Source organism: Riemerella anatipestifer, from assembly GCF_009932355.1.
GTDB classification, from domain to species: Bacteria; Bacteroidota; Bacteroidia; order Flavobacteriales; family Weeksellaceae; genus Riemerella; species Riemerella anatipestifer_E.
The window spans coordinates 23,105-39,939 of the sequence record NZ_LEKU01000001.1 but is presented as its reverse complement, the minus strand read 5'-3'; the positions used below and the strand labels follow the sequence as shown (position 1 = coordinate 39,939).

Annotated in this window: 26 protein-coding genes; 4 read left to right on the top strand and 22 right to left on the bottom strand. The window is 35.2% G+C overall.

Annotated elements, in window-relative coordinates; translation table 11 throughout:
* Positions 1 to 2 precede the first annotated feature (2 nt).
* The 20 genes from rplO to rplC form a co-directional block, all read right to left on the bottom strand.
* Positions 3 to 452 carry a 50S ribosomal protein L15 gene (gene rplO / locus GXW81_RS00235; RefSeq protein WP_014937952.1) on the bottom strand — a complete coding sequence of 150 codons (450 nt, stop codon included), beginning with the start codon at positions 450 to 452 and terminating at the stop codon, positions 3 to 5.
* Between the two features lie 80 nt (positions 453 to 532).
* Entirely contained in the window at positions 533 to 709 is a 177-nt protein-coding gene (gene rpmD, locus GXW81_RS00230) for a 50S ribosomal protein L30 (protein WP_161530719.1), read from the bottom strand.
* A gap of 10 nt (positions 710 to 719) precedes the next feature.
* Positions 720 to 1,241 (bottom strand): 30S ribosomal protein S5, encoded by a 522-nt coding sequence (rpsE, locus tag GXW81_RS00225; protein WP_004917344.1) that lies wholly within the window; start codon positions 1,239 to 1,241, stop codon positions 720 to 722.
* 13 nt (positions 1,242 to 1,254) lie between these two features.
* The gene (gene rplR, locus GXW81_RS00220; protein WP_004917342.1) at positions 1,255 to 1,608 is read right to left on the bottom strand and encodes a 50S ribosomal protein L18; all 354 of its coding nucleotides are present in this window, start codon (positions 1,606 to 1,608) and stop codon (positions 1,255 to 1,257) included.
* A gap of 11 nt (positions 1,609 to 1,619) precedes the next feature.
* On the bottom strand, positions 1,620 to 2,165 hold the full coding sequence (rplF, locus tag GXW81_RS00215; protein ID WP_161530718.1) for a 50S ribosomal protein L6: 546 nt from the start codon (positions 2,163 to 2,165) through the stop codon (positions 1,620 to 1,622).
* 17 nt (positions 2,166 to 2,182) lie between these two features.
* Positions 2,183 to 2,581 carry a 30S ribosomal protein S8 gene (gene rpsH, locus GXW81_RS00210; protein ID WP_004917338.1) on the bottom strand — a complete coding sequence of 133 codons (399 nt, stop codon included), beginning with the start codon at positions 2,579 to 2,581 and terminating at the stop codon, positions 2,183 to 2,185.
* 120 nt (positions 2,582 to 2,701) lie between these two features.
* The gene (rpsN, locus tag GXW81_RS00205; protein WP_004917337.1) at positions 2,702 to 2,971 is read right to left on the bottom strand and encodes a 30S ribosomal protein S14; all 270 of its coding nucleotides are present in this window, start codon (positions 2,969 to 2,971) and stop codon (positions 2,702 to 2,704) included.
* Between the two features lie 5 nt (positions 2,972 to 2,976).
* The gene (rplE, locus tag GXW81_RS00200) at positions 2,977 to 3,528 is read right to left on the bottom strand and encodes a 50S ribosomal protein L5 (protein ID WP_004917335.1); all 552 of its coding nucleotides are present in this window, start codon (positions 3,526 to 3,528) and stop codon (positions 2,977 to 2,979) included.
* A 9-nt stretch (positions 3,529 to 3,537) separates the two neighbouring features.
* The gene (gene rplX / locus GXW81_RS00195) at positions 3,538 to 3,858 is read right to left on the bottom strand and encodes a 50S ribosomal protein L24 (protein ID WP_004917334.1); all 321 of its coding nucleotides are present in this window, start codon (positions 3,856 to 3,858) and stop codon (positions 3,538 to 3,540) included.
* A 19-nt stretch (positions 3,859 to 3,877) separates the two neighbouring features.
* On the bottom strand, positions 3,878 to 4,246 hold the full coding sequence (gene rplN / locus GXW81_RS00190; RefSeq protein WP_004917332.1) for a 50S ribosomal protein L14: 369 nt from the start codon (positions 4,244 to 4,246) through the stop codon (positions 3,878 to 3,880).
* Positions 4,246 to 4,500 carry a 30S ribosomal protein S17 gene (rpsQ, locus tag GXW81_RS00185; RefSeq protein WP_004917330.1) on the bottom strand — a complete coding sequence of 85 codons (255 nt, stop codon included), beginning with the start codon at positions 4,498 to 4,500 and terminating at the stop codon, positions 4,246 to 4,248. The genes rplN and rpsQ overlap by 1 nt, the downstream gene beginning before the upstream one ends.
* A 15-nt stretch (positions 4,501 to 4,515) precedes the next feature.
* Positions 4,516 to 4,701, bottom strand: coding sequence for a 50S ribosomal protein L29 (gene rpmC / locus GXW81_RS00180; RefSeq protein ID WP_004917328.1), 186 nt, complete (start codon positions 4,699 to 4,701; stop codon positions 4,516 to 4,518).
* Positions 4,702 to 4,712: 11 nt separating this feature from the next.
* The gene (gene rplP, locus GXW81_RS00175) at positions 4,713 to 5,138 is read right to left on the bottom strand and encodes a 50S ribosomal protein L16 (protein ID WP_004917326.1); all 426 of its coding nucleotides are present in this window, start codon (positions 5,136 to 5,138) and stop codon (positions 4,713 to 4,715) included.
* Positions 5,139 to 5,248: 110 nt separating this feature from the next.
* Positions 5,249 to 5,944: a 30S ribosomal protein S3 gene (gene rpsC / locus GXW81_RS00170; protein WP_004917324.1), complete on the bottom strand. Its 696-nt coding sequence runs from the start codon at positions 5,942 to 5,944 to the stop codon at positions 5,249 to 5,251.
* Positions 5,945 to 5,951: 7 nt separating this feature from the next.
* Complete coding sequence (gene rplV / locus GXW81_RS00165; RefSeq protein WP_014937948.1) at positions 5,952 to 6,356, bottom strand: 50S ribosomal protein L22; 405 nt, start codon at positions 6,354 to 6,356, stop codon at positions 5,952 to 5,954.
* A 5-nt stretch (positions 6,357 to 6,361) separates the two neighbouring features.
* Complete coding sequence (gene rpsS, locus GXW81_RS00160) at positions 6,362 to 6,640, bottom strand: 30S ribosomal protein S19 (protein WP_004917321.1); 279 nt, start codon at positions 6,638 to 6,640, stop codon at positions 6,362 to 6,364.
* Between the two features lie 2 nt (positions 6,641 to 6,642).
* Positions 6,643 to 7,464 carry a 50S ribosomal protein L2 gene (gene rplB / locus GXW81_RS00155; RefSeq protein ID WP_064970422.1) on the bottom strand — a complete coding sequence of 274 codons (822 nt, stop codon included), beginning with the start codon at positions 7,462 to 7,464 and terminating at the stop codon, positions 6,643 to 6,645.
* Between the two features lie 19 nt (positions 7,465 to 7,483).
* Entirely contained in the window at positions 7,484 to 7,774 is a 291-nt protein-coding gene (gene rplW, locus GXW81_RS00150) for a 50S ribosomal protein L23 (RefSeq protein WP_004917317.1), read from the bottom strand.
* Positions 7,775 to 7,777: 3 nt separating this feature from the next.
* Positions 7,778 to 8,407, bottom strand: coding sequence for a 50S ribosomal protein L4 (gene rplD / locus GXW81_RS00145; protein ID WP_004917315.1), 630 nt, complete (start codon positions 8,405 to 8,407; stop codon positions 7,778 to 7,780).
* The gene (gene rplC / locus GXW81_RS00140; RefSeq protein ID WP_004917312.1) at positions 8,398 to 9,021 is read right to left on the bottom strand and encodes a 50S ribosomal protein L3; all 624 of its coding nucleotides are present in this window, start codon (positions 9,019 to 9,021) and stop codon (positions 8,398 to 8,400) included. The genes rplD and rplC overlap by 10 nt, the downstream gene beginning before the upstream one ends.
* A 309-nt stretch (positions 9,022 to 9,330) precedes the next feature.
* On the opposite strand from rplC, the gene GXW81_RS00135 reads away from it, so the two are divergent.
* The 3 genes from GXW81_RS00135 to dhaK all read left to right on the top strand — a co-directional run bounded on the left by GXW81_RS00135 (position 9,331) and on the right by dhaK (position 12,549).
* On the top strand, positions 9,331 to 10,083 hold the full coding sequence (locus GXW81_RS00135) for a Rossmann-like and DUF2520 domain-containing protein (RefSeq protein ID WP_161530717.1): 753 nt from the start codon (positions 9,331 to 9,333) through the stop codon (positions 10,081 to 10,083).
* A complete protein-coding gene (locus GXW81_RS00130; RefSeq protein WP_161530716.1) occupies positions 10,073 to 10,591 on the top strand; it encodes an HAD family hydrolase in 519 nt (172 codons plus the stop codon). Before GXW81_RS00135 ends, GXW81_RS00130 begins: the two co-directional genes overlap by 11 nt.
* A 140-nt stretch (positions 10,592 to 10,731) precedes the next feature.
* Positions 10,732 to 12,549: a dihydroxyacetone kinase subunit DhaK gene (gene dhaK / locus GXW81_RS00125; protein ID WP_161530715.1), complete on the top strand. Its 1,818-nt coding sequence runs from the start codon at positions 10,732 to 10,734 to the stop codon at positions 12,547 to 12,549.
* Between the two features lie 171 nt (positions 12,550 to 12,720).
* Here the strand turns inward: dhaK and GXW81_RS00120 are convergent, their stop codons facing one another.
* Positions 12,721 to 13,923: a PepSY domain-containing protein gene (locus GXW81_RS00120; RefSeq protein ID WP_161530714.1), complete on the bottom strand. Its 1,203-nt coding sequence runs from the start codon at positions 13,921 to 13,923 to the stop codon at positions 12,721 to 12,723.
* An 83-nt stretch (positions 13,924 to 14,006) separates the two neighbouring features.
* Positions 14,007 to 16,139 (bottom strand): TonB-dependent siderophore receptor, encoded by a 2,133-nt coding sequence (locus GXW81_RS00115; RefSeq protein ID WP_161530713.1) that lies wholly within the window; start codon positions 16,137 to 16,139, stop codon positions 14,007 to 14,009.
* Positions 16,140 to 16,255: 116 nt separating this feature from the next.
* On the opposite strand from GXW81_RS00115, the gene GXW81_RS00110 reads away from it, so the two are divergent.
* Positions 16,256 to 16,834, top strand: coding sequence for a nucleoside triphosphate pyrophosphatase (locus GXW81_RS00110; protein ID WP_161530712.1), 579 nt, complete (start codon positions 16,256 to 16,258; stop codon positions 16,832 to 16,834).
* The last annotated feature ends 1 nt before the right edge of the window (position 16,835 follow it).

The window sequence follows — 16,835 nt, the reverse complement described above, 5'->3', positions numbered from 1 at the left end:
AATTAAAGGGTAACTACTTTACCTCCTGCTTTATTGATTAGTTCTTCTGCAGATTTAGTAAACTTATTTGCAGAGATAGACACTGCAGATTTAAGCTCTCCTCTTCCCATGATTTTAATTAAATCATTCTTAGAAGCCAAACCATTTTCTACTAAAACCTCTTTAGTGATATCACCTTTGATTCCTTTAGTATCTATAAGAGTTTGGATAGTATCTAAATTGATACCTCTGTAGTCTTTTCTGCTAATGTTGTTAAATCCAAATTTAGGAAGTCTTCTTTGTAAAGGCATTTGTCCTCCTTCAAATCCTATTTTCATAGAGTATCCAGAACGAGACTTTTGTCCTTTATGTCCTTTTGTAGAGGTACCTCCTTTTCCACTTCCTTGTCCTCTACCAATTCTTTTAGAATTATGTGTAGAACCTTTAGCTGGTTTTATGTTATTTAAATTCATTTGTTTTAAATTTAAGATTGAAGATTCAAAACTAGGAGGTCTCATTCAATCACAAAACCTCCTGTTTATTATCTAAATTTCTATTTTTGAACTTCTACTAAGTGCTGTACAGCAGCTACCATACCTAATATAGCAGGTGTAGCCTCGTGCTCTACTACTTGATGTAACTTTCTAAGACCTAAAGCTTCAAGGGTTCTCTTTTGGGTTTTAGTTCTACCAATAGCACTTCTTACTTGTTTTACTTTAATTATTGCCATTTTTTCAAAATTAACCGTTAAAAACTTTACTCAATGTTACACCTCTCATTCTTGCGATTTCTTCTGGTCTTCTGATATCTAACAAAGCTTTGAAAGTTGCTTTTACCACATTGTGTGGGTTAGAAGAACCTTTTGACTTTGAAAGGATGTCATGTACACCAGCTGACTCTAGCACCGCTCTTACCGCACCACCTGCGATAAGCCCTGTACCGTGAGAAGCAGGTCTCAAGAAGATATTAGCTCCACCATATCTAGCTGTAGTTTCGTGCGGAATTGTATGATTTACAACAGGTACTTTTACTAGGTTTTTCTTAGCGTCTTCTACTGCTTTAGAAATTGCAGAAGCTACCTCTTTAGATTTTCCTAATCCGTAACCTATAACACCATCTTCATTTCCTACCACCACGATTGCTGAGAAGCCGAAAGCTCTACCTCCTTTAGTAACCTTAGTAACTCTATTAACAGCCACTAAACGATCTACTAACTCTAAACCTCCAGGTTTTACTCTTTCTATATTATCTAATCCTAACATAATTTTTTAACTTTTAAAATTTCAAACCTCCTTCTCTAGCACCATCAGCAAGAGCTTTTACTCTACCGTGATACACAAAACCATTTCTATCAAATACTACTTTCTCATACCCTGCAGCAATAGCTTTCTGAGCGATAGCTTTACCAACAGCCGTTGAAATTTCTACTTTTGTTCCTTTAGCATCAAAACCTTTCTCTCTTGAAGAAGCTTGTACTAAAGTTTTACCTTCTTTATCATCAATAAGCTGAGCATAGATTTCTTTATTACTTTTGAATACAGATAATCTTGGTGCTGCTTGAGTTCCGGAAACTTTTCCTCTAACTCTTCTCTTTATTCTTAATCTTTTCTGTTCTTTACTTAGTGCCATTTTCTTAAATTTTAAGCAGATTTACCAGCCTTTCTTCTAATTTGTTCTCCTACAAATCTAACCCCTTTACCTTTATATGGCTCAGGTTTTCTGAAAGATCTAATTTTTGCAGCTACCATACCCAATAATTGCTTATCATAAGACGATAAAGTAATGATAGGGTTCTTACCTTTCTCTGTTACAGTTTCTACCTGAACTTCAGAAGGAAGCTCTAGTACAATACCGTGAGAAAAACCAAGAGCTAATTCTAATCTTTGTCCTTGATTAGATGCTCTATAACCAACTCCCACAAGCTCTAACTTCTTAGTAAAACCTTCAGAAGTTCCAACTACCATGTTATTGATTAGTGCTCTATAAAGTCCGTGAAGAGCTTTATGCTGTTTAGACTCAGACGGTCTGTTAACTGTAAGTACACCGTCATTTTGTTCTATAGTAATACCTCCTGTAAGTTCCTGAGATAGCTCTCCCTTAGGTCCTTTTACCGTTACCACACCGTCTTTCTCAGTGATAGTAACTCCAGAAGGAATTGTTATAATTGCTTTACCAATTCTTGACATTTTCCTTTTATTAAAAATTAATATACATAGCAGATTACCTCTCCACCTACTTTCTCTAATCTCGCTTTTTTGTCAGTCATTACTCCTTTAGAAGTAGATATAATAGCTACACCTAAGCCATTAAGTACTCTCGGAAGTTCTGCAGAACCTTTGTACTGTCTTAAACCAGGTCTAGAAGCTCTTTGGATAGACTTAATTGCTGGTTTACCAGTTTGTTTGTCGTACTTTAAAGCGATTTTAATAGTTCCTTGAACTGCATTATCTTCAAACTTGTAGTTCAAGATATAACCTTGATCAAATAAGATTTTAGTAATCTCCTTTTTGATTTTCGATGCAGGAATTTCCACCACTTTGTGGCCTGCGCTTTGTGCGTTCCTTACTCTAGTTAGGAAATCTGAAATTGGATCTGTTACCATTTTTCGTTTTTTAAAATTATTGGTTTATGATAATCAGTATTTGAAGGCTTTAAAGTTAAAGGCAAAAGCTAAATATCTTCAAAGCCCTCAAACTTAATTATCTTGATTTGTTAAAAATTATTACCAACTTGCTTTTTTAACTCCAGGTATTAAACCTTGGTTAGCCATTTCTCTAAAAGTTACTCTAGAGATACCGAAAGTTCTCATGTATCCTCTAGGTCTTCCTGTAAGCTTGCAACGGTTGTGTAATCTTACTGGCGAAGCATTTTTAGGTAATTTTTGTAATGCTTCATAATCTCCAGCTTCTTTTAGAGCTTTTCTTTTAGCAGCATATTTAGCAACTAGTGCTTCTCTTTTGCGCTCACGCGCTTTCATTGATTCTTTAGCCATTCTTCTTAGTTCTTTTTAAATGGTAAACCGAAATGAGTTAATAAGGCTTTAGCCTCTTTATCTGTTCTAGCACTTGTTACGAAAGTGATATCCATACCTTGGATTTTTTTCACTTTATCAATAACAATCTCAGGGAAGATAATTTGCTCAGTAATACCTAAGTTATAGTTCCCTCTACCGTCAAAACCATCAGCTTTGATTCCGTTAAAATCTCTAATTCTAGGTAGAGCAGAAGACGTAAGTCTGTCTAAAAACTCGTACATTTTATCTGCTCTCAGCGTTACCTTAGCACCAATAGGCATACCTTTTCTTAGTTTGAAAGAAGCTTCATCTTTCTTAGAAAGAGTACCTACAGCTTTTTGTCCGGTAATTGCCGTTAATTCTTCCACTGCATAATCTACGATTTTTTTATCCGCAGTAGCAGCTCCTAAACCTTGGGATACAACGATTTTCTCTAATTTAGGTACTTGCATTACAGACTTGTACCCAAATTCTTCCATCATTGCAGGAACAATTTTCTCTTTATATAATTTTTTAGGTCTTGCTATATATTCCATCGTTCTTTATTATAAAGTTTTACCAGTAGTTTTAGCTACTCTTACTTTCTTATCTCCTTCCATTTTATATCCCACTTTAGTTGCTTTTCCGTTTTCATCCATCAAAGCTACATTAGATATATGGATAGAAGCTTCTTTCTCTACGATACCACCTTGAGGGTTTGCAGCTGAAGGCTTAGTATGTTTTTTAACAATATTTACACCTGCTACTACAACTCTAGGATCTTTACCTTCTTTTCTGATTACCTCAAGAACTTCTCCTTTGCTTCCTTTATTTTTTCCAGTGGTAACGATAACATTATCACCTCTTTTAATTTTAACTTTTGTCATTGTTTTAAAATTTTTAAAATTAAAGTACTTCAGGAGCTAATGAAATAATCTTCATATATTCCTTATCTCTTAATTCACGAGCAACTGGTCCGAAAACACGAGTTCCTCTCATCTCTCCAGCAGCATTTAAAAGAACACAAGCATTGTCATCAAAAGAGATGTAAGATCCATCTTTTCTTCTAACTGCTTTTTTAGTTCTCACTACTACTGCTTTAGATACTTGTCCTTTTTTAGCATTTCCTGTAGGAGTAGAATCTTTGATAGTCACTACGATTTTATCACCCACAGATGCATATCTTCTTTTGGTACCTCCCAAAACTCTGATTACTAATACTTCTTTAGCACCAGTATTATCAGCTACTTTTAATCTTGATTCTGTTTGTAACATTACTTAGCTCTTTCTATGATTCTTACTAATCTCCATCTTTTATTTTTGCTCAAAGGTCTTGTTTCTTGGATAAGAACAGTATCGCCTTCGTTACACTCGTTGTTTTCATCGTGTGCGGTATATTTTTTCGTTTTCAAAACGAACTTACCGTACATTGGGTGCTTCATTTTCATAGTCTCACTAACAACAATGGTCTTTTCCATTTTATTGCTCGAAACTACTCCGATTCTTTCTTTTCTTAAATTTCTTTCCATAATAAAATGAAATTCTTATTGTTTGTTAGTTAGTTCAGTTTCAAGTCTTGCGATAGTCTTCCTCAAATCTCTGATTTGGATAGGATTTTCAATTGGGCTAATTCTGTGAGCTAATTTAAGTTTCCCATAAGTAGCTTTCACTTCTACCAATTTACTTTTTAAATCCTCTACGCTTAGATTTTTAATTTCAGCTTTTTTCATTTCTAAAAGATTTATTGAGGTTTAACAAAATCGTTTGCTACTACAAACTTAGTAACTACAGGAAGTTTCTGAGCTGCAAGTCTTAAAGCTTCTTTAGCTACTTCGTAAGGAACACCTCCTACTTCAAACATGATTTTACCTGGCTTCACTACAGCTACCCAATATTCTACAGCACCTTTACCTTTACCCATACGCACTTCCGCAGGCTTTTTAGTAACTGGCTTATCTGGGAATATTTTAATCCACAGCTGTCCTTCTCTCTTCATATATCTAGTTGCAGCGATACGAGCTGCCTCTATTTGTCTTGCAGTAATCCAAGCACCTTCTGTAGCTTTAATACCGAATGTTCCGTAAGCAAGCCTATGTCCTCTGTTGGCATTGCCTTTCATTTTCATTTTATGAACCTTACGGAATTTGGTTCTTCTTGGTTGTAACATAATTTTATATATTAGATGTTAGATGTTAGATGTTAGATTGAAAAAAATTAAATTCAGCTCTTGTAACGGAAGATCTAATTTCTAATTTCTATCTTCTAACTCTAATTAAATTATTTTCTTTCTCTTCTTTTATTACCAGAAGATTTTTTCTGAGTACCTACTAATGGAGAAAGCTCTCTCTTACCATATACTTCTCCTTTCATTATCCATACCTTAACACCTAATCTACCATAAGTAGTGTGTGCTTCTGCGATATGGTAATCTATATCAGCTCTGAAAGTAGATAACGGAATTCTTCCTTCTTTGAAAGACTCACTTCTTGCCATTTCAGCACCGTTTAATCTTCCTGAAATTTGGATTTTAATCCCCTCTGCTCCCATTCTCATAGCTCCCGCGATAGCCATTTTAACAGCTCTTCTGTAAGAAATTCTGTTTTCAATTTGCTTAGCTACGCTATCTGCTACTAATACAGCATCTAACTCAGGTCTTTTAATTTCAAAGATATTGATTTGAACATCTTTACCAGTAAGTTTCTTTAACTCTTCTTTTAGTTTATCTACTTCCTGACCACCTTTACCGATGATAAGACCTGGTCTAGCAGTAGTGATAGTTACAGTAACTAACTTAAGTGTTCTATCAATATAAATTCTTGAAATACCACCTTTAGATAATCTTGCCTCAAGATATCTTCTGATTTTGTAGTCTTCTGCGATTCTGTCTCCATAATCGTTTCCTCCAAACCAGTTAGAATCCCATCCTCTGATGATACCTAGTCTATTACCAATTGGATTTGTTTTCTGTCCCATATCTTGATTATTGATTATCTGTTTTTGAACCTAATACTAATGTTACATGGTTAGATCTTTTTCTAATTCTGTAACCTCTACCTTGTGGTGCAGGACGCAATCTTTTCAATTGTCTTGCACTATCTACATATATTTCCTTAATGAAAAGGTTAGCTTCTTCTATATCAGCTCCTTCGTTTTTGTTTTGCCAGTTAGCAATTGCAGAAAGAAGAAGTTTTTCTAATTTATTAGAAGCCTCTTTTTTAGAATATCTAAGGATATATAGAGCTTTATCTACATTTTCTCCTCTAATGATATCAGCAACGAGTCTCATTTTTCTTGGAGAAGAAGGGCAATCATTAAGACGTGCTTTTACCACATCTTGATTTGCTGCTTTACGTGCTATTGCACTATCTTGTTTTCTTTTTCCCATAATGATTATCTGCTACCTTTATTTTTATTACCTGAGTGACCTCTAAAAGATCTCGTTGGAGAAAATTCACCTAACTTATGTCCTACCATATTTTCAGTTACATAAACAGGTATGAAAGACTTACCATTATGTACTGCTATAGTTTGACCTACCATGTCTGGAGAAATCATAGATGCTCTAGACCATGTTTTAATTACCGTTTTCTTTCCTGATTCTATATTCGCTTGAACCTTCTTCTCTAATGAATGGTGAATGAAAGGTCCTTTTTTAAGTGATCTTGCCATAATTATTTTCTTTTGGATACGATGTAACGGTTAGACACTTTATTTTTCTTTCTAGTCTTGTAACCTTTAGCTGGTTTACCGTTTCTAGATCTAGGGTGACCTCCTGAAGATCTACCTTCACCACCACCCATTGGGTGATCTACTGGGTTCATTGCTACAGCTCTAGTTCTAGGTCTTCTACCTAACCATCTGCTTCTACCTGCTTTACCAGATACTGTAAGCTGGTGGTCTGAGTTAGACACAGAACCAATCATAGCCATACATTCTACTAGAATCATTCTAGATTCTCCTGAAGGCAATTTAACGATAGCAAACTTACCATCTCTAGAAGTAAGCTGTGCAGAAGAACCTGCACTTCTTGCTAAGATAGCTCCTTGTCCTGGTCTAAGCTCTATACAAGAGATAACAGTACCTAGAGGAATATCTTTTAATTTCATTGCATTACCTACATCAGGTGTAGCTGTTTGTCCAGAAACTACAGTTTGTCCTACTTTGATACCATTAGGAGCAATCATGTATCTCTTTTCTCCATCAGCATACTCTAATAAAGCGATGAACGCAGTTCTGTTTGGATCGTATTCCACAGTTTTTACAGTTGCCTTAACATCAAATTTGTTTCTTTTGAAGTCAATAATTCTGTACTTTCTTTTGTGTCCACCTCCAGTGTAACGCATGGTCATCTTACCAGTATTGTTACGACCGCCTTTCTTTGAAATACCTACAGTAAGGCTTTTCTCAGGTTTGTTGGTAGTAATCTCTTCAAAATTGTTTACAATTCTGAATCTCTGTCCTGGGGTGATAGGTTTTAATTTTCTAACAGACATTACTATTATTTATAAATTATTAATTAGTTGCAAATACATCAATAAATTCACCTTCTACAAGCTGAACCATTGCTTTTTTCAATTTGTTGGTTTTTCCAACTTGAAGTCCTTTTTTAGTGTACTTAGCAGAAACTTTAGGAGCATAAATCATTGTTCTTACATCTGCTACCTTTACACCATAAGCTTCTTCTACCGCTTGTTTGATTTGGATTTTATTCGCTTTAGTATCTACTAAGAAACTGTAAACGCCTCTCAAATCAGACAAATTAGAAGCCTTTTCTGAAATAATTGGTTTTATGATTACTGACATGATTTATTTTCTTAAATTTTCTTGAAACTTTTCTACTGCACCTTCTAAGAATACAACCTCTCCTGCATTTACTAAGTCATAAGAAGAAATTTCATTGAAATTCATTACTTTAGCCTTAGGTAAATTTCTTGAAGACAAGTACACATTCTTGTTAGCTTCTCCTAGTACAAATAAAGACTTCTTACCTTCTAATCCTAATGCATTTACCACATTGATAAATTCTTTAGTTTTAGGAGTTTCAAAAGAAAAATCTTCTAATACCTTAACATTGTTATCTCTCATTTTTTGAGAAAGAACAGACTTTTTAGCCAATCTCTTAAGTGCTTTATTTAACTTAAATCTATAATCTCTTGGCTTAGGACCAAAAACTCTACCTCCACCTTTGAATACAGGAGACTTGATATCCCCGTATCTAGCAGAACCAGAACCTTTTTGCTTCTTAAGCTTTTTAGTAGAAGCTGTAATTTCACTTCTTTCCTTAGCCTTATGAGTTCCTTGACGCTGTGCAGCAAGATACTGCTTTATCTCTAAGTAAACCGCGTGCTGATTTGGCTCTATTCCGAAGATAGCCTCATCTAAAGACACTTTTCTTCCGGTTTCTTTCCCTTGAATATTTAATACTACTAGTTCCATCTTCTGATAATTACATAAGAATTTTTAGCTCCCGGAACAGCACCTTTTACCACTAAAAGATTTTGTTCTTCATCTACTTTTAACACTTGAAGGTTCTGAACAGTTACCTGCTTACCTCCCATTCTACCAGCCATTCTTAAGCCCTTAAATACTCTTGATGGGTCTGAACCTGCACCAATAGAACCTGGAGCTCTCAATCTGTTGTGCTGCCCGTGAGTAGCCTGCATTACACCGCCGAAACCATGTCTTTTAACTACCCCTTGGAATCCTTTACCTTTAGAAGTACCTGTAACATCTACATACTCTCCTTCTGAGAATAATTTAACAGTTACCTCATCTCCTACTTGCAAATTATCGAACCCATGGTGGAATTCGTGTAATTTAGCTTTAGGAGTTGAACCAGCCTTTTTAAAATGACCAGCCAATGCCTTACCGACATTCTTCTCACTCTTGTCATCGAAACCTAACTGATAGCCTACATAACCATCTTTTTCTACGGTTCTGACCTGTAAAACCGAACATGGACCCGCTTGAATAACAGTACAAGGAATGTTTTTCCCAGACTCGTCAAACAATGAAGTCATTCCGATTTTTTTTCCAATAATACCTGACATTATTAAAAATTAAAAATTAAAATTATTATTATTTAATTAAATTTCAATTACTTAAATCAAAAAATCAATATTTACCAATGAGGAAAAGACATACTTTTCCCAAAAATTGAGTGTGCAAATATACAAAGATTTTTTTTACTGACAAACAATAAGTTAAATTTTTACTCCAACCTTAATTTATTTATTATAAAAGATTTACCTCATCGCAAAAACTCCGCTTAAAGTTCAAAAAAATCATTTATTCTGACGTGTAATTCAATTACTAAATCTCACCTTTTATAATGTTTTAGAAATCCTTATATTTGTTGAATGGAAATAGTAATTATAGGTTCTGGCAATGTGGCGCTCCACCTCAATAATGCTTTTCATGAAGCAAACATAAAGGTTTCTCAACTATTTGGACGAAACGAGGAAGCCTTAAAACTCATGTCTGAAACCACACAAGTCCCCTATTCCATCAATACTCTACGAAATGCCGGCCTATACATTATTTGTGTAAAAGATGATGTTATAGCAGAAGTTTCACAAATTATTAAAAATGAAAACGCATTGGTAGTACACACTTCTGGCTCTATGCCTAAAGATGTTTTAGAAGGAAACTACAGAAAGGGATGCTTTTATCCATTACAAACTTTTTCTAAAAATAAAGTCTTGGATTACACAGAAATTCCGTTTTTCATAGAGGCTGAAAACCCACAAGATTTAGATATTCTGAAAAATTTAGCCCTCAGAATTTCCCCAAGAGTGCAAGAGGCAGATTATGAGAAAAGAAAATATATACACCTCAGCGCCGTATTTGCGTGCAACTTTGTAAACCACCTCTATGCTAGAGCAAAAGAGATAGCTGATAGCCAAAATATCCCGTTCAATTACTTCATTCCTCTTATAGAGGAGACTATGGACAAAATCTATTACCTAGATCCACGGAAAGCCCAAACAGGTCCTGCAGTAAGAAATGATACTAGAGTTTTAGAGCTTCACAAGCAATTGATAACAGATGAAACTCAATTAGAAATCTACAATTTAATGAACCAATCTATAAAAAAAATGTATGAGTTATAAACAAAATTTAAGTAAAATAAAGGCCTTCGTATTTGATGTAGATGGTGTTTTTACTGACGGTAGTATCTATCTAATGCCCGACGGCAGCATGTGCCGTACAATGAATGTTCTTGATGGCTATGCGGTAGTAAAAGCTGTAAAAAAAGGATACAAAATAGGCATCATTACAGGCGGAGACGACCCTATGGTAAAACATCGCTTGCATTATCTAGGCATCGTAGATTATTACCCTAAATCCTCAAAAAAAATCATAGATTATGAAGATTTCAAAAGCAAACACAATTTAAAAGACGAAGAAATTTTAACCATGGGGGACGATTTACCCGATATAGAAATGATGAAAGTTTCTGCTATAAGCACTTGCCCACCGAATGCGGTGCCAGAAGTAAAAGCTATTGCAGATTATATTTCGCCTGTTTATGGAGGTAAAGGTGCGGTAAGAGACGTTATAGAACAAGTATTAAAAACTCAAGGAGATTGGCAAGAAGACGATACTCGTTCAATATAGAAATCACCTTTTGAAACATGAATTTATAAAAAACTTTAAAGTAAGTTATCAGCTAAAATATATTTAATTTTAGACGAGACCTAAAAGAGTTACATTAAAGACATATATACTATAATTTATTAATCATAAATTTTATTTCTATGAAAAAAATTATTAACACACCAGAATCGTTTGTAGTAGAAATGTGCCAAGGTATGGCAAAAGCTCACCCTGAACTAGAGTTTGTAGAAAAGTATAAAATTATAAAGAAAAAAGAAATCAATCAAGAAAAAGTGACCTTGATTTCTGGAGGAGGCTCAGGACATGAACCTGCCCACGCTGGTTTTGTAGGCAATGGTATGTTAGATGCCGCTGTCTGTGGGGACATTTTTGCATCACCTTCTCAAATACAGGTCTTTAATGCACTAAAATTAACACAATCTAAGAAAGGGACTCTTATGATTGTTAAAAACTATTCAGGAGATTTAATGAATTTTAATGATGCCGCAAGCCTTGCAAAAGATGAGGGAATAGAAGTAGAGGCCGTTTATGTAGCTGATGACATTGCAGTAAAAGACAGTTTATACACTGTGGGAAGAAGAGGTGTCGCAGGGACAGTATTAGTTCATAAAATCGCAGGTGCTAAAGCAGAACAAGGTGCTAACCTTAAAGAGGTTAAAAGAGTAGCCCAAAAAGTGGCAGATAATGTGAGAAGTTTTGGTTTTGCTTTAACCTCTTGTACTGTTCCAGCAGCAGGGACACCAACCTTTGAGTTAGATAATGATGAAATGGAGTTTGGCGTAGGCATACATGGTGAACCAGGTAGAAAACGTGAGAAAATTTTAAGTGCTAATGAACTAGCTGAAAGAATAATTCCTGATATAATAGAAGATTTGAAGCTAGAAAAAGAGGAAAAAATTGTTCTTTTAGTCAATGGTTTTGGAGGCACACCATTACAAGAATTATATTTATTTAATAACTCTGTAACCAATGTATTAGAGAAAAAAGGCATCATCATTCATAAAACAATGGTAGGAAACTATATGACTTCTATTGATATGGCAGGTGCATCAATATCTCTTTTACGACTAGATCAAGAGTTATTAGAGTTATTAGATGCTCCTGTATCTACTCCAGCCTTAAACTGGGGCAATCAAATGTCGAATTATGAAAAATCATGTGTAGATGCTATTGAAGGACTCGCCAAAGTCTTGGGCAACGCACTACCTAAAAACAAAGATACCATTCAAAAAAACACTCCCTCTTTGGAAGAAGAAAAAAATAAAGAGACACTCTATCAGGTGGAGGGAACACCAGTCATCAATAATATCATTAACACACCTGGTATGGTGAAACTTATAGACAAAATGGCTGATATTATTATCGCTCATGAGGTAGATTTTTGTGAGGCTGACAGAAATGGTGATGGAGATTTTGGTATGAGTATAGCAAAGGGATTTAAACAATTAAAAAAAGATTGGGATACCAGAAAAAAAGGAAATATAGGTGAATTTTTAATGAGCTGCTCTGAAATAATTATGGAGTATTGCGGAGGGGCATCTGGACCTCTTTGGGGCAATGCTTTTAGATATGCAGGAAAAGCCTCTATCGGCAAACAAGAAATAGGCGTTAGCGAACTGGCTGAATTATTACAAGCAGCTGTCATTGGCATACAAGAAACAGGTGAGAGATCTTTTGGGAGAGGAGCAAAAGTGGGAGATAAGACATTGATAGATGCCTTAGTTCCTGCGGCTGATAGCCTAAAAGATTCTGCAGAAAAAAACATAGATTTAATAACTGCCATGAAACTTTCTGCCGATGCCGCAAAAGAAGGTGCTGAAAAAACAAAAGGTTTTGCAGCAAATCTAGGAAGAGCAGGAACCGTGGGAGATAGAAGTATTGGCTATCCAGATGCAGGGGCTTATGGCATTGGGGTTATTTTTTCAGAATTATATGAATTTGCTAAAGATTTTAAGTAAAAGCTCCTGCAGATTACATTTCCCTATTTATGGTGGTAAAGATGCCGTGAGAGATGTTATAAAAAGGCATTGAAAATTCAAAGAAATTCTCAAAAAGACGATACATATTTAATATAAAAAACATTCAACCCTACCTAGAATTTATATTTCTAAGTAGGGTTGAGTTTAGAATTAATTAGTATTCTGTTTAGCACTTTTCTTTTTGTTTCTCCCCCACCAAACTAGAAAACCTGTAATTGGTAAAGAAGCACAAACAAGACTAACAACAAAAGCCAATACCTTACTCCAGATACCAAATATAGCTCCTACATGAATATCATAATTAGCAGCAATAGCTTTCTCTCCCAAGTTTTTATCGCTATGACGATGCACTTTTAGTAGCTCTCCTGAATTTTCATCAAAAATCACCGAATGATTTTTATGGTAAGAATACGAAAGTTCTTTCACAAAAACTGAAAAGTTAGGATGCTCGTGGTCGTCCATATGTTCGTGTCCGAAATCTAAACTATAAGCATACGCATTAGGAAATAACGCCTCCACTTGCCGAGCCATTTTGTCCAAAGTATGTTCGTTTCTCATTTCCTTAGGTGCTACGGTTTTATATTCTGTAAAATAAGGATACTCCGTTTCTCCTCCCAAAAATACAACATAAATTAACGCTTGTACAAAAAAGAAAGAATAAAACACGCCCGTAACTGCAATAATGAGAGCCACCAAAGAGGAATAAAATCCTAAAATAGAGTGTAAATCATAGTTTTTTCTTCGCCACGATTTAATATTTTTCCATCGGAACCAAATGCGTTGCTTTCTTGCTTTTTTATTTTTTGGCCACCAGAGTATAATCCCCGAAATCAACATAAAAATAAATATCAAAACAGGAATCCCCACTACATAAGTTCCCCAATCTGATTTTAGAAGAAAGCTCCAATGGATAAGTTTAACAATATTAAAGAAACTGTATTTCTCATCGTAAACCTTTAAAACTTTTCCCGTAAACGGATTAACATAAGCCGTTTTATAGACCACCAACTCATTAAAATAATGCCAAGCCTTCGGATTTTTTTCATAATAGTTGAACTTATACGACTTGGTTTTGTCTAATGGTATTTCTGCCCAATGGATAGGGTAAGGTTCTTTGGTTTGTTCGTTTACCCTCTGTTCCAATACAGACAAAGAAAGCGTGGTTTTGTGTTGAATGTCTTTCTCGTTATGATAAATAACTTCTTTTCTTAGCAAGTTCTCTATTTCATCTTTAAATACATAAATAGCCCCAGTGATGGATACAATAAATACAACCATCCCAACCGATAATCCCAGCCACAAATGCAGTTTTCCTATAATTTTTTTGAAGGTATTTTTAGATGCTTTTTTCATTCTTAAAGTTTAAAAAGGAAAAGCTAACGAGTCTAAATCTCGCTAACCTTCCCCAAAAGTATATTGATATGAAAAACTATTTTTTAAAATTTATAACTCAGAGATAATCTATAGTTTCTAGGAGCTTCTGCTTGGTAATAATAGTAGCCTCCCCAGCCATAATAAGCCCCACTATACAGATACTCATCGGATATATTAAAGGCATTGAGTGTAATTTTCACATTTTTATTTCCCCAGAAAATACCTGCATCCCATTTACGATAATCTCCTAATTGAGCATCTCCTTGATTATCCGACCAGCTCCAAGTGGTTCTATCTCCCATAAAGGTAAAACCTAATGACGCTCCAAAACCTCGTAAAATACCGTCTTGAAATGCATAGTTCAGCCAAGTATTGAAGGTGTGTTTAGCATATCCCGCCACTTTATTCCCTACTTTTAGGCTAGGCACATTGGATTGGGTTACTTCATTATCAGTCCATGCATAGTTGATGATAGCATTCATACCTTTAAAAAGTTCTCCTTTAACATCAAATTCTAATCCTTTGGCAACGCCCTGCCCTTTGACGATAGAAAATCTTTCTGAAGGACTATTACTCGGGTCTGATATCAATTCATTATTTTTGGTAATCTTGTAGATGGAAAGCGTAGAATTCCACTTACCGCCAAACCAATCTTTTTTTATCCCTAGTTCTATATTTTCACCAGTAATAGGCTCTACTTTGCCACCATTACGAAGCACACCCGATTGTGGCAAGAACGACTGGTCGTACAACCCATATACCGTCATTCCTTCCAATACCGTAGCACTAATCCCAATTCTTGGTGTAAACCTCTGTGCGTTTTTCTCTGCTCCATACTGATTTTGCTTTATATCGGTATATCGTCCTGCAAAAGTCAGCCTCAATTTATCTTCCAAAAGTCCCACTTCATCTTGAAAATATAACGACGAATAAGTTTCTCCCAATTTACTTCCTATTTGGGCTAAAGATTTAGAATGGTCATATACAGGATAACTAATATTGCCATATACAGGATTGTTAATATCAAAAGGCTTAGTGGCATCGTCTAGATTTCCACCCTGACTCCAATCCGCCATATATTTTTTATCTGCCATATCCAAACCTGTCAGAACTTTATGTGTTACATTTCCCGTCCGAACCGTTCCATTAAGAAATACTTGAGCGAATTTCATTTCATTCAATCCTTTCCAAAAGGTTAGTCTTCTCACTACCTTATCATCATCAGTTACAGCAGAGGGCCAGATACTGCTCCCCATTTGGTCGTCCCTCATATAGGAAACTTGAGAGGTTAGTTTCCAATTGTCTGACAGCTGACTTTGGAGATTGATATTCAAATAATGTTCGTCTATTCTTGTAGGATCAATCCCTGGGTCTGTTAGTGTTTTATCTCTATCGTACTTAGCAAAACCTTTCTTAGAAAAGACATAAGCAGAACCTACTTCGGACATTTTAGCCTTTTGAAAAATGTACTCCGCCGTAAGAGAGGTTTTATCAGAAAGCAAATAGGTTATAGAAGGATTAATAACATAGCGGTCGTTAAACTCATGAGGTCTAAAAGAGCCTCTATTCTGTGCCATTGTATTCACTCTAACAGCTAGCTTATCCGAAAGTTTAGCATTTACATCTGCATCTGCCCTGTACAGATTAAAACTCCCCGTAGTCAGCGTAAATTGCCCCTTAGGATTATCCGAGAACATAGGTTTTTTGGTTACTATATTGTAAATCCCGCTTGGCTCTCCATTAGAAATCATAAATCCCGCAGGACCTTTCATAAATTCTATCCTATCCACATAACTCATATCCTCCGCTAAAGGTCCCCAATTAGAAGTTACATTAACCCCATTGATAAACGCTGCTGCTCTAGCCCCTCTCATATTAACTCTAGCATACATATCACCCCAATGTTCTAGCCTCATCGCTCCACTAATATTTCTCAAAACGCCATCACTTATACCCAACACTTGCTGGTCTGATAACGCATCTGAAGTAATTACTTGAATATTCTGCGGAATGTCTAACAGTGGTGTATCTAATCTTAACGAACCTGACACATCTTTAGCTGTATAGTTTTTATAATATTTACTTTTAATAACTACACCCTCTATACCCTTTTCTCGTATAGAATCTCTTTTCTGAGTTTGAGCATTAGAGAGAATACCTCCAACTAGTGAAATGCTTATAATAATTTTTTTCATTGCTAAAAATTTCGGCAAATATAATTATTTAGAATAAATAAAAACAAATAATTTTTATCATGTCTAATTTTATTTCTTAGAAATTTACTTATTATTGCGTACTACAAACCACATCTATGAAATTATATTTAGCATCACAATCTCCAAGAAGGAAAGAGCTTTTAAGCCAACTAGGTTTTGATTTTGAGATTGTTTCTATAAATTGTGATGAAATCTATCCAAAAGATTTAGAAATAGACAAGGTAGCTGGTTACCTTTCGGAACTAAAAGCCAATGCATTCCGCTCTCTTTCCGAAGGAGAGGTTTTATTAACTGCGGATACCATCGTTACTTTTGATAATAAAGTTTTAGGCAAACCAAAAAATGAAGCCGAAGCAAAAGAAATGCTCAAAAGCCTTTCAGGGAACAGTCATGATGTTTACACTTCTGTTTGCATCAAAACTACTACGGGGTCTTTAACTCTAACCGATAAAGCTACAGTGTACTTTTCTTACCTAACCGATGAGGAAATTTCCTACTATATAAAAAACTATAAGCCCTACGACAAAGCTGGAGCTTACGGTATACAAGAGTGGCTAGGTATGGCTAAAATAGAAAAGCTAGAAGGTAGTTTTTATACTATTATGGGGCTACCTACTCACTTGGTTTATCAACAATTAAGTGCTTTAAAACACTCTCTTTCTGTTAAAAAGTAGT

What these genes read in the sequence shown, in the direction of transcription:
- GXW81_RS00115 (WP_161530713.1), bottom strand. Translation starts at nt 16,139, where the DNA reads ATGAAAAAAATTATTATAAGCATTTCACTAGTTGGAGGTATTCTCTCT.
- rpsQ (WP_004917330.1), bottom strand. Translation starts at nt 4,500, where the DNA reads ATGGAAAGAAATTTAAGAAAAGAAAGAATCGGAGTAGTTTCGAGCAAT.
- rplE (WP_004917335.1), bottom strand. Translation starts at nt 3,528, where the DNA reads ATGGAATATATAGCAAGACCTAAAAAATTATATAAAGAGAAAATTGTT.
- rpmD (WP_161530719.1), bottom strand. Translation starts at nt 709, where the DNA reads ATGGCAATAATTAAAGTAAAACAAGTAAGAAGTGCTATTGGTAGAACT.
- rplN (WP_004917332.1), bottom strand. Translation starts at nt 4,246, where the DNA reads ATGTTACAAACAGAATCAAGATTAAAAGTAGCTGATAATACTGGTGCT.
- rpsH (WP_004917338.1), bottom strand. Translation starts at nt 2,581, where the DNA reads ATGGTAACAGATCCAATTTCAGATTTCCTAACTAGAGTAAGGAACGCA.
- rplR (WP_004917342.1), bottom strand. Translation starts at nt 1,608, where the DNA reads ATGGCACTAAGTAAAGAACAGAAAAGATTAAGAATAAAGAGAAGAGTT.
- rpmC (WP_004917328.1), bottom strand. Translation starts at nt 4,701, where the DNA reads ATGAAAAAAGCTGAAATTAAAAATCTAAGCGTAGAGGATTTAAAAAGT.
- rplV (WP_014937948.1), bottom strand. Translation starts at nt 6,356, where the DNA reads ATGGGAAAAAGAAAACAAGATAGTGCAATAGCACGTAAAGCAGCAAAT.
- rplO (WP_014937952.1), bottom strand. Translation starts at nt 452, where the DNA reads ATGAATTTAAATAACATAAAACCAGCTAAAGGTTCTACACATAATTCT.
- rplF (WP_161530718.1), bottom strand. Translation starts at nt 2,165, where the DNA reads ATGTCAAGAATTGGTAAAGCAATTATAACAATTCCTTCTGGAGTTACT.
- GXW81_RS00110 (WP_161530712.1), top strand. Translation starts at nt 16,256, where the DNA reads ATGAAATTATATTTAGCATCACAATCTCCAAGAAGGAAAGAGCTTTTA.
- rplP (WP_004917326.1), bottom strand. Translation starts at nt 5,138, where the DNA reads ATGTTACAACCAAGAAGAACCAAATTCCGTAAGGTTCATAAAATGAAA.
- dhaK (WP_161530715.1), top strand. Translation starts at nt 10,732, where the DNA reads ATGAAAAAAATTATTAACACACCAGAATCGTTTGTAGTAGAAATGTGC.
- GXW81_RS00135 (WP_161530717.1), top strand. Translation starts at nt 9,331, where the DNA reads ATGGAAATAGTAATTATAGGTTCTGGCAATGTGGCGCTCCACCTCAAT.
- GXW81_RS00120 (WP_161530714.1), bottom strand. Translation starts at nt 13,923, where the DNA reads ATGAAAAAAGCATCTAAAAATACCTTCAAAAAAATTATAGGAAAACTG.
- rplB (WP_064970422.1), bottom strand. Translation starts at nt 7,464, where the DNA reads ATGTCTGTTAGAAAATTAAAACCTATCACCCCAGGACAGAGATTCAGA.
- rpsN (WP_004917337.1), bottom strand. Translation starts at nt 2,971, where the DNA reads ATGGCTAAAGAATCAATGAAAGCGCGTGAGCGCAAAAGAGAAGCACTA.
- rplW (WP_004917317.1), bottom strand. Translation starts at nt 7,774, where the DNA reads ATGTCAGTAATCATAAAACCAATTATTTCAGAAAAGGCTTCTAATTTG.
- GXW81_RS00130 (WP_161530716.1), top strand. Translation starts at nt 10,073, where the DNA reads ATGAGTTATAAACAAAATTTAAGTAAAATAAAGGCCTTCGTATTTGAT.
- rpsS (WP_004917321.1), bottom strand. Translation starts at nt 6,640, where the DNA reads ATGGCAAGATCACTTAAAAAAGGACCTTTCATTCACCATTCATTAGAG.
- rpsE (WP_004917344.1), bottom strand. Translation starts at nt 1,241, where the DNA reads ATGTTAGGATTAGATAATATAGAAAGAGTAAAACCTGGAGGTTTAGAG.
- rplX (WP_004917334.1), bottom strand. Translation starts at nt 3,858, where the DNA reads ATGACAAAAGTTAAAATTAAAAGAGGTGATAATGTTATCGTTACCACT.
- rpsC (WP_004917324.1), bottom strand. Translation starts at nt 5,944, where the DNA reads ATGGGACAGAAAACAAATCCAATTGGTAATAGACTAGGTATCATCAGA.
- rplD (WP_004917315.1), bottom strand. Translation starts at nt 8,407, where the DNA reads ATGGAACTAGTAGTATTAAATATTCAAGGGAAAGAAACCGGAAGAAAA.
- rplC (WP_004917312.1), bottom strand. Translation starts at nt 9,021, where the DNA reads ATGTCAGGTATTATTGGAAAAAAAATCGGAATGACTTCATTGTTTGAC.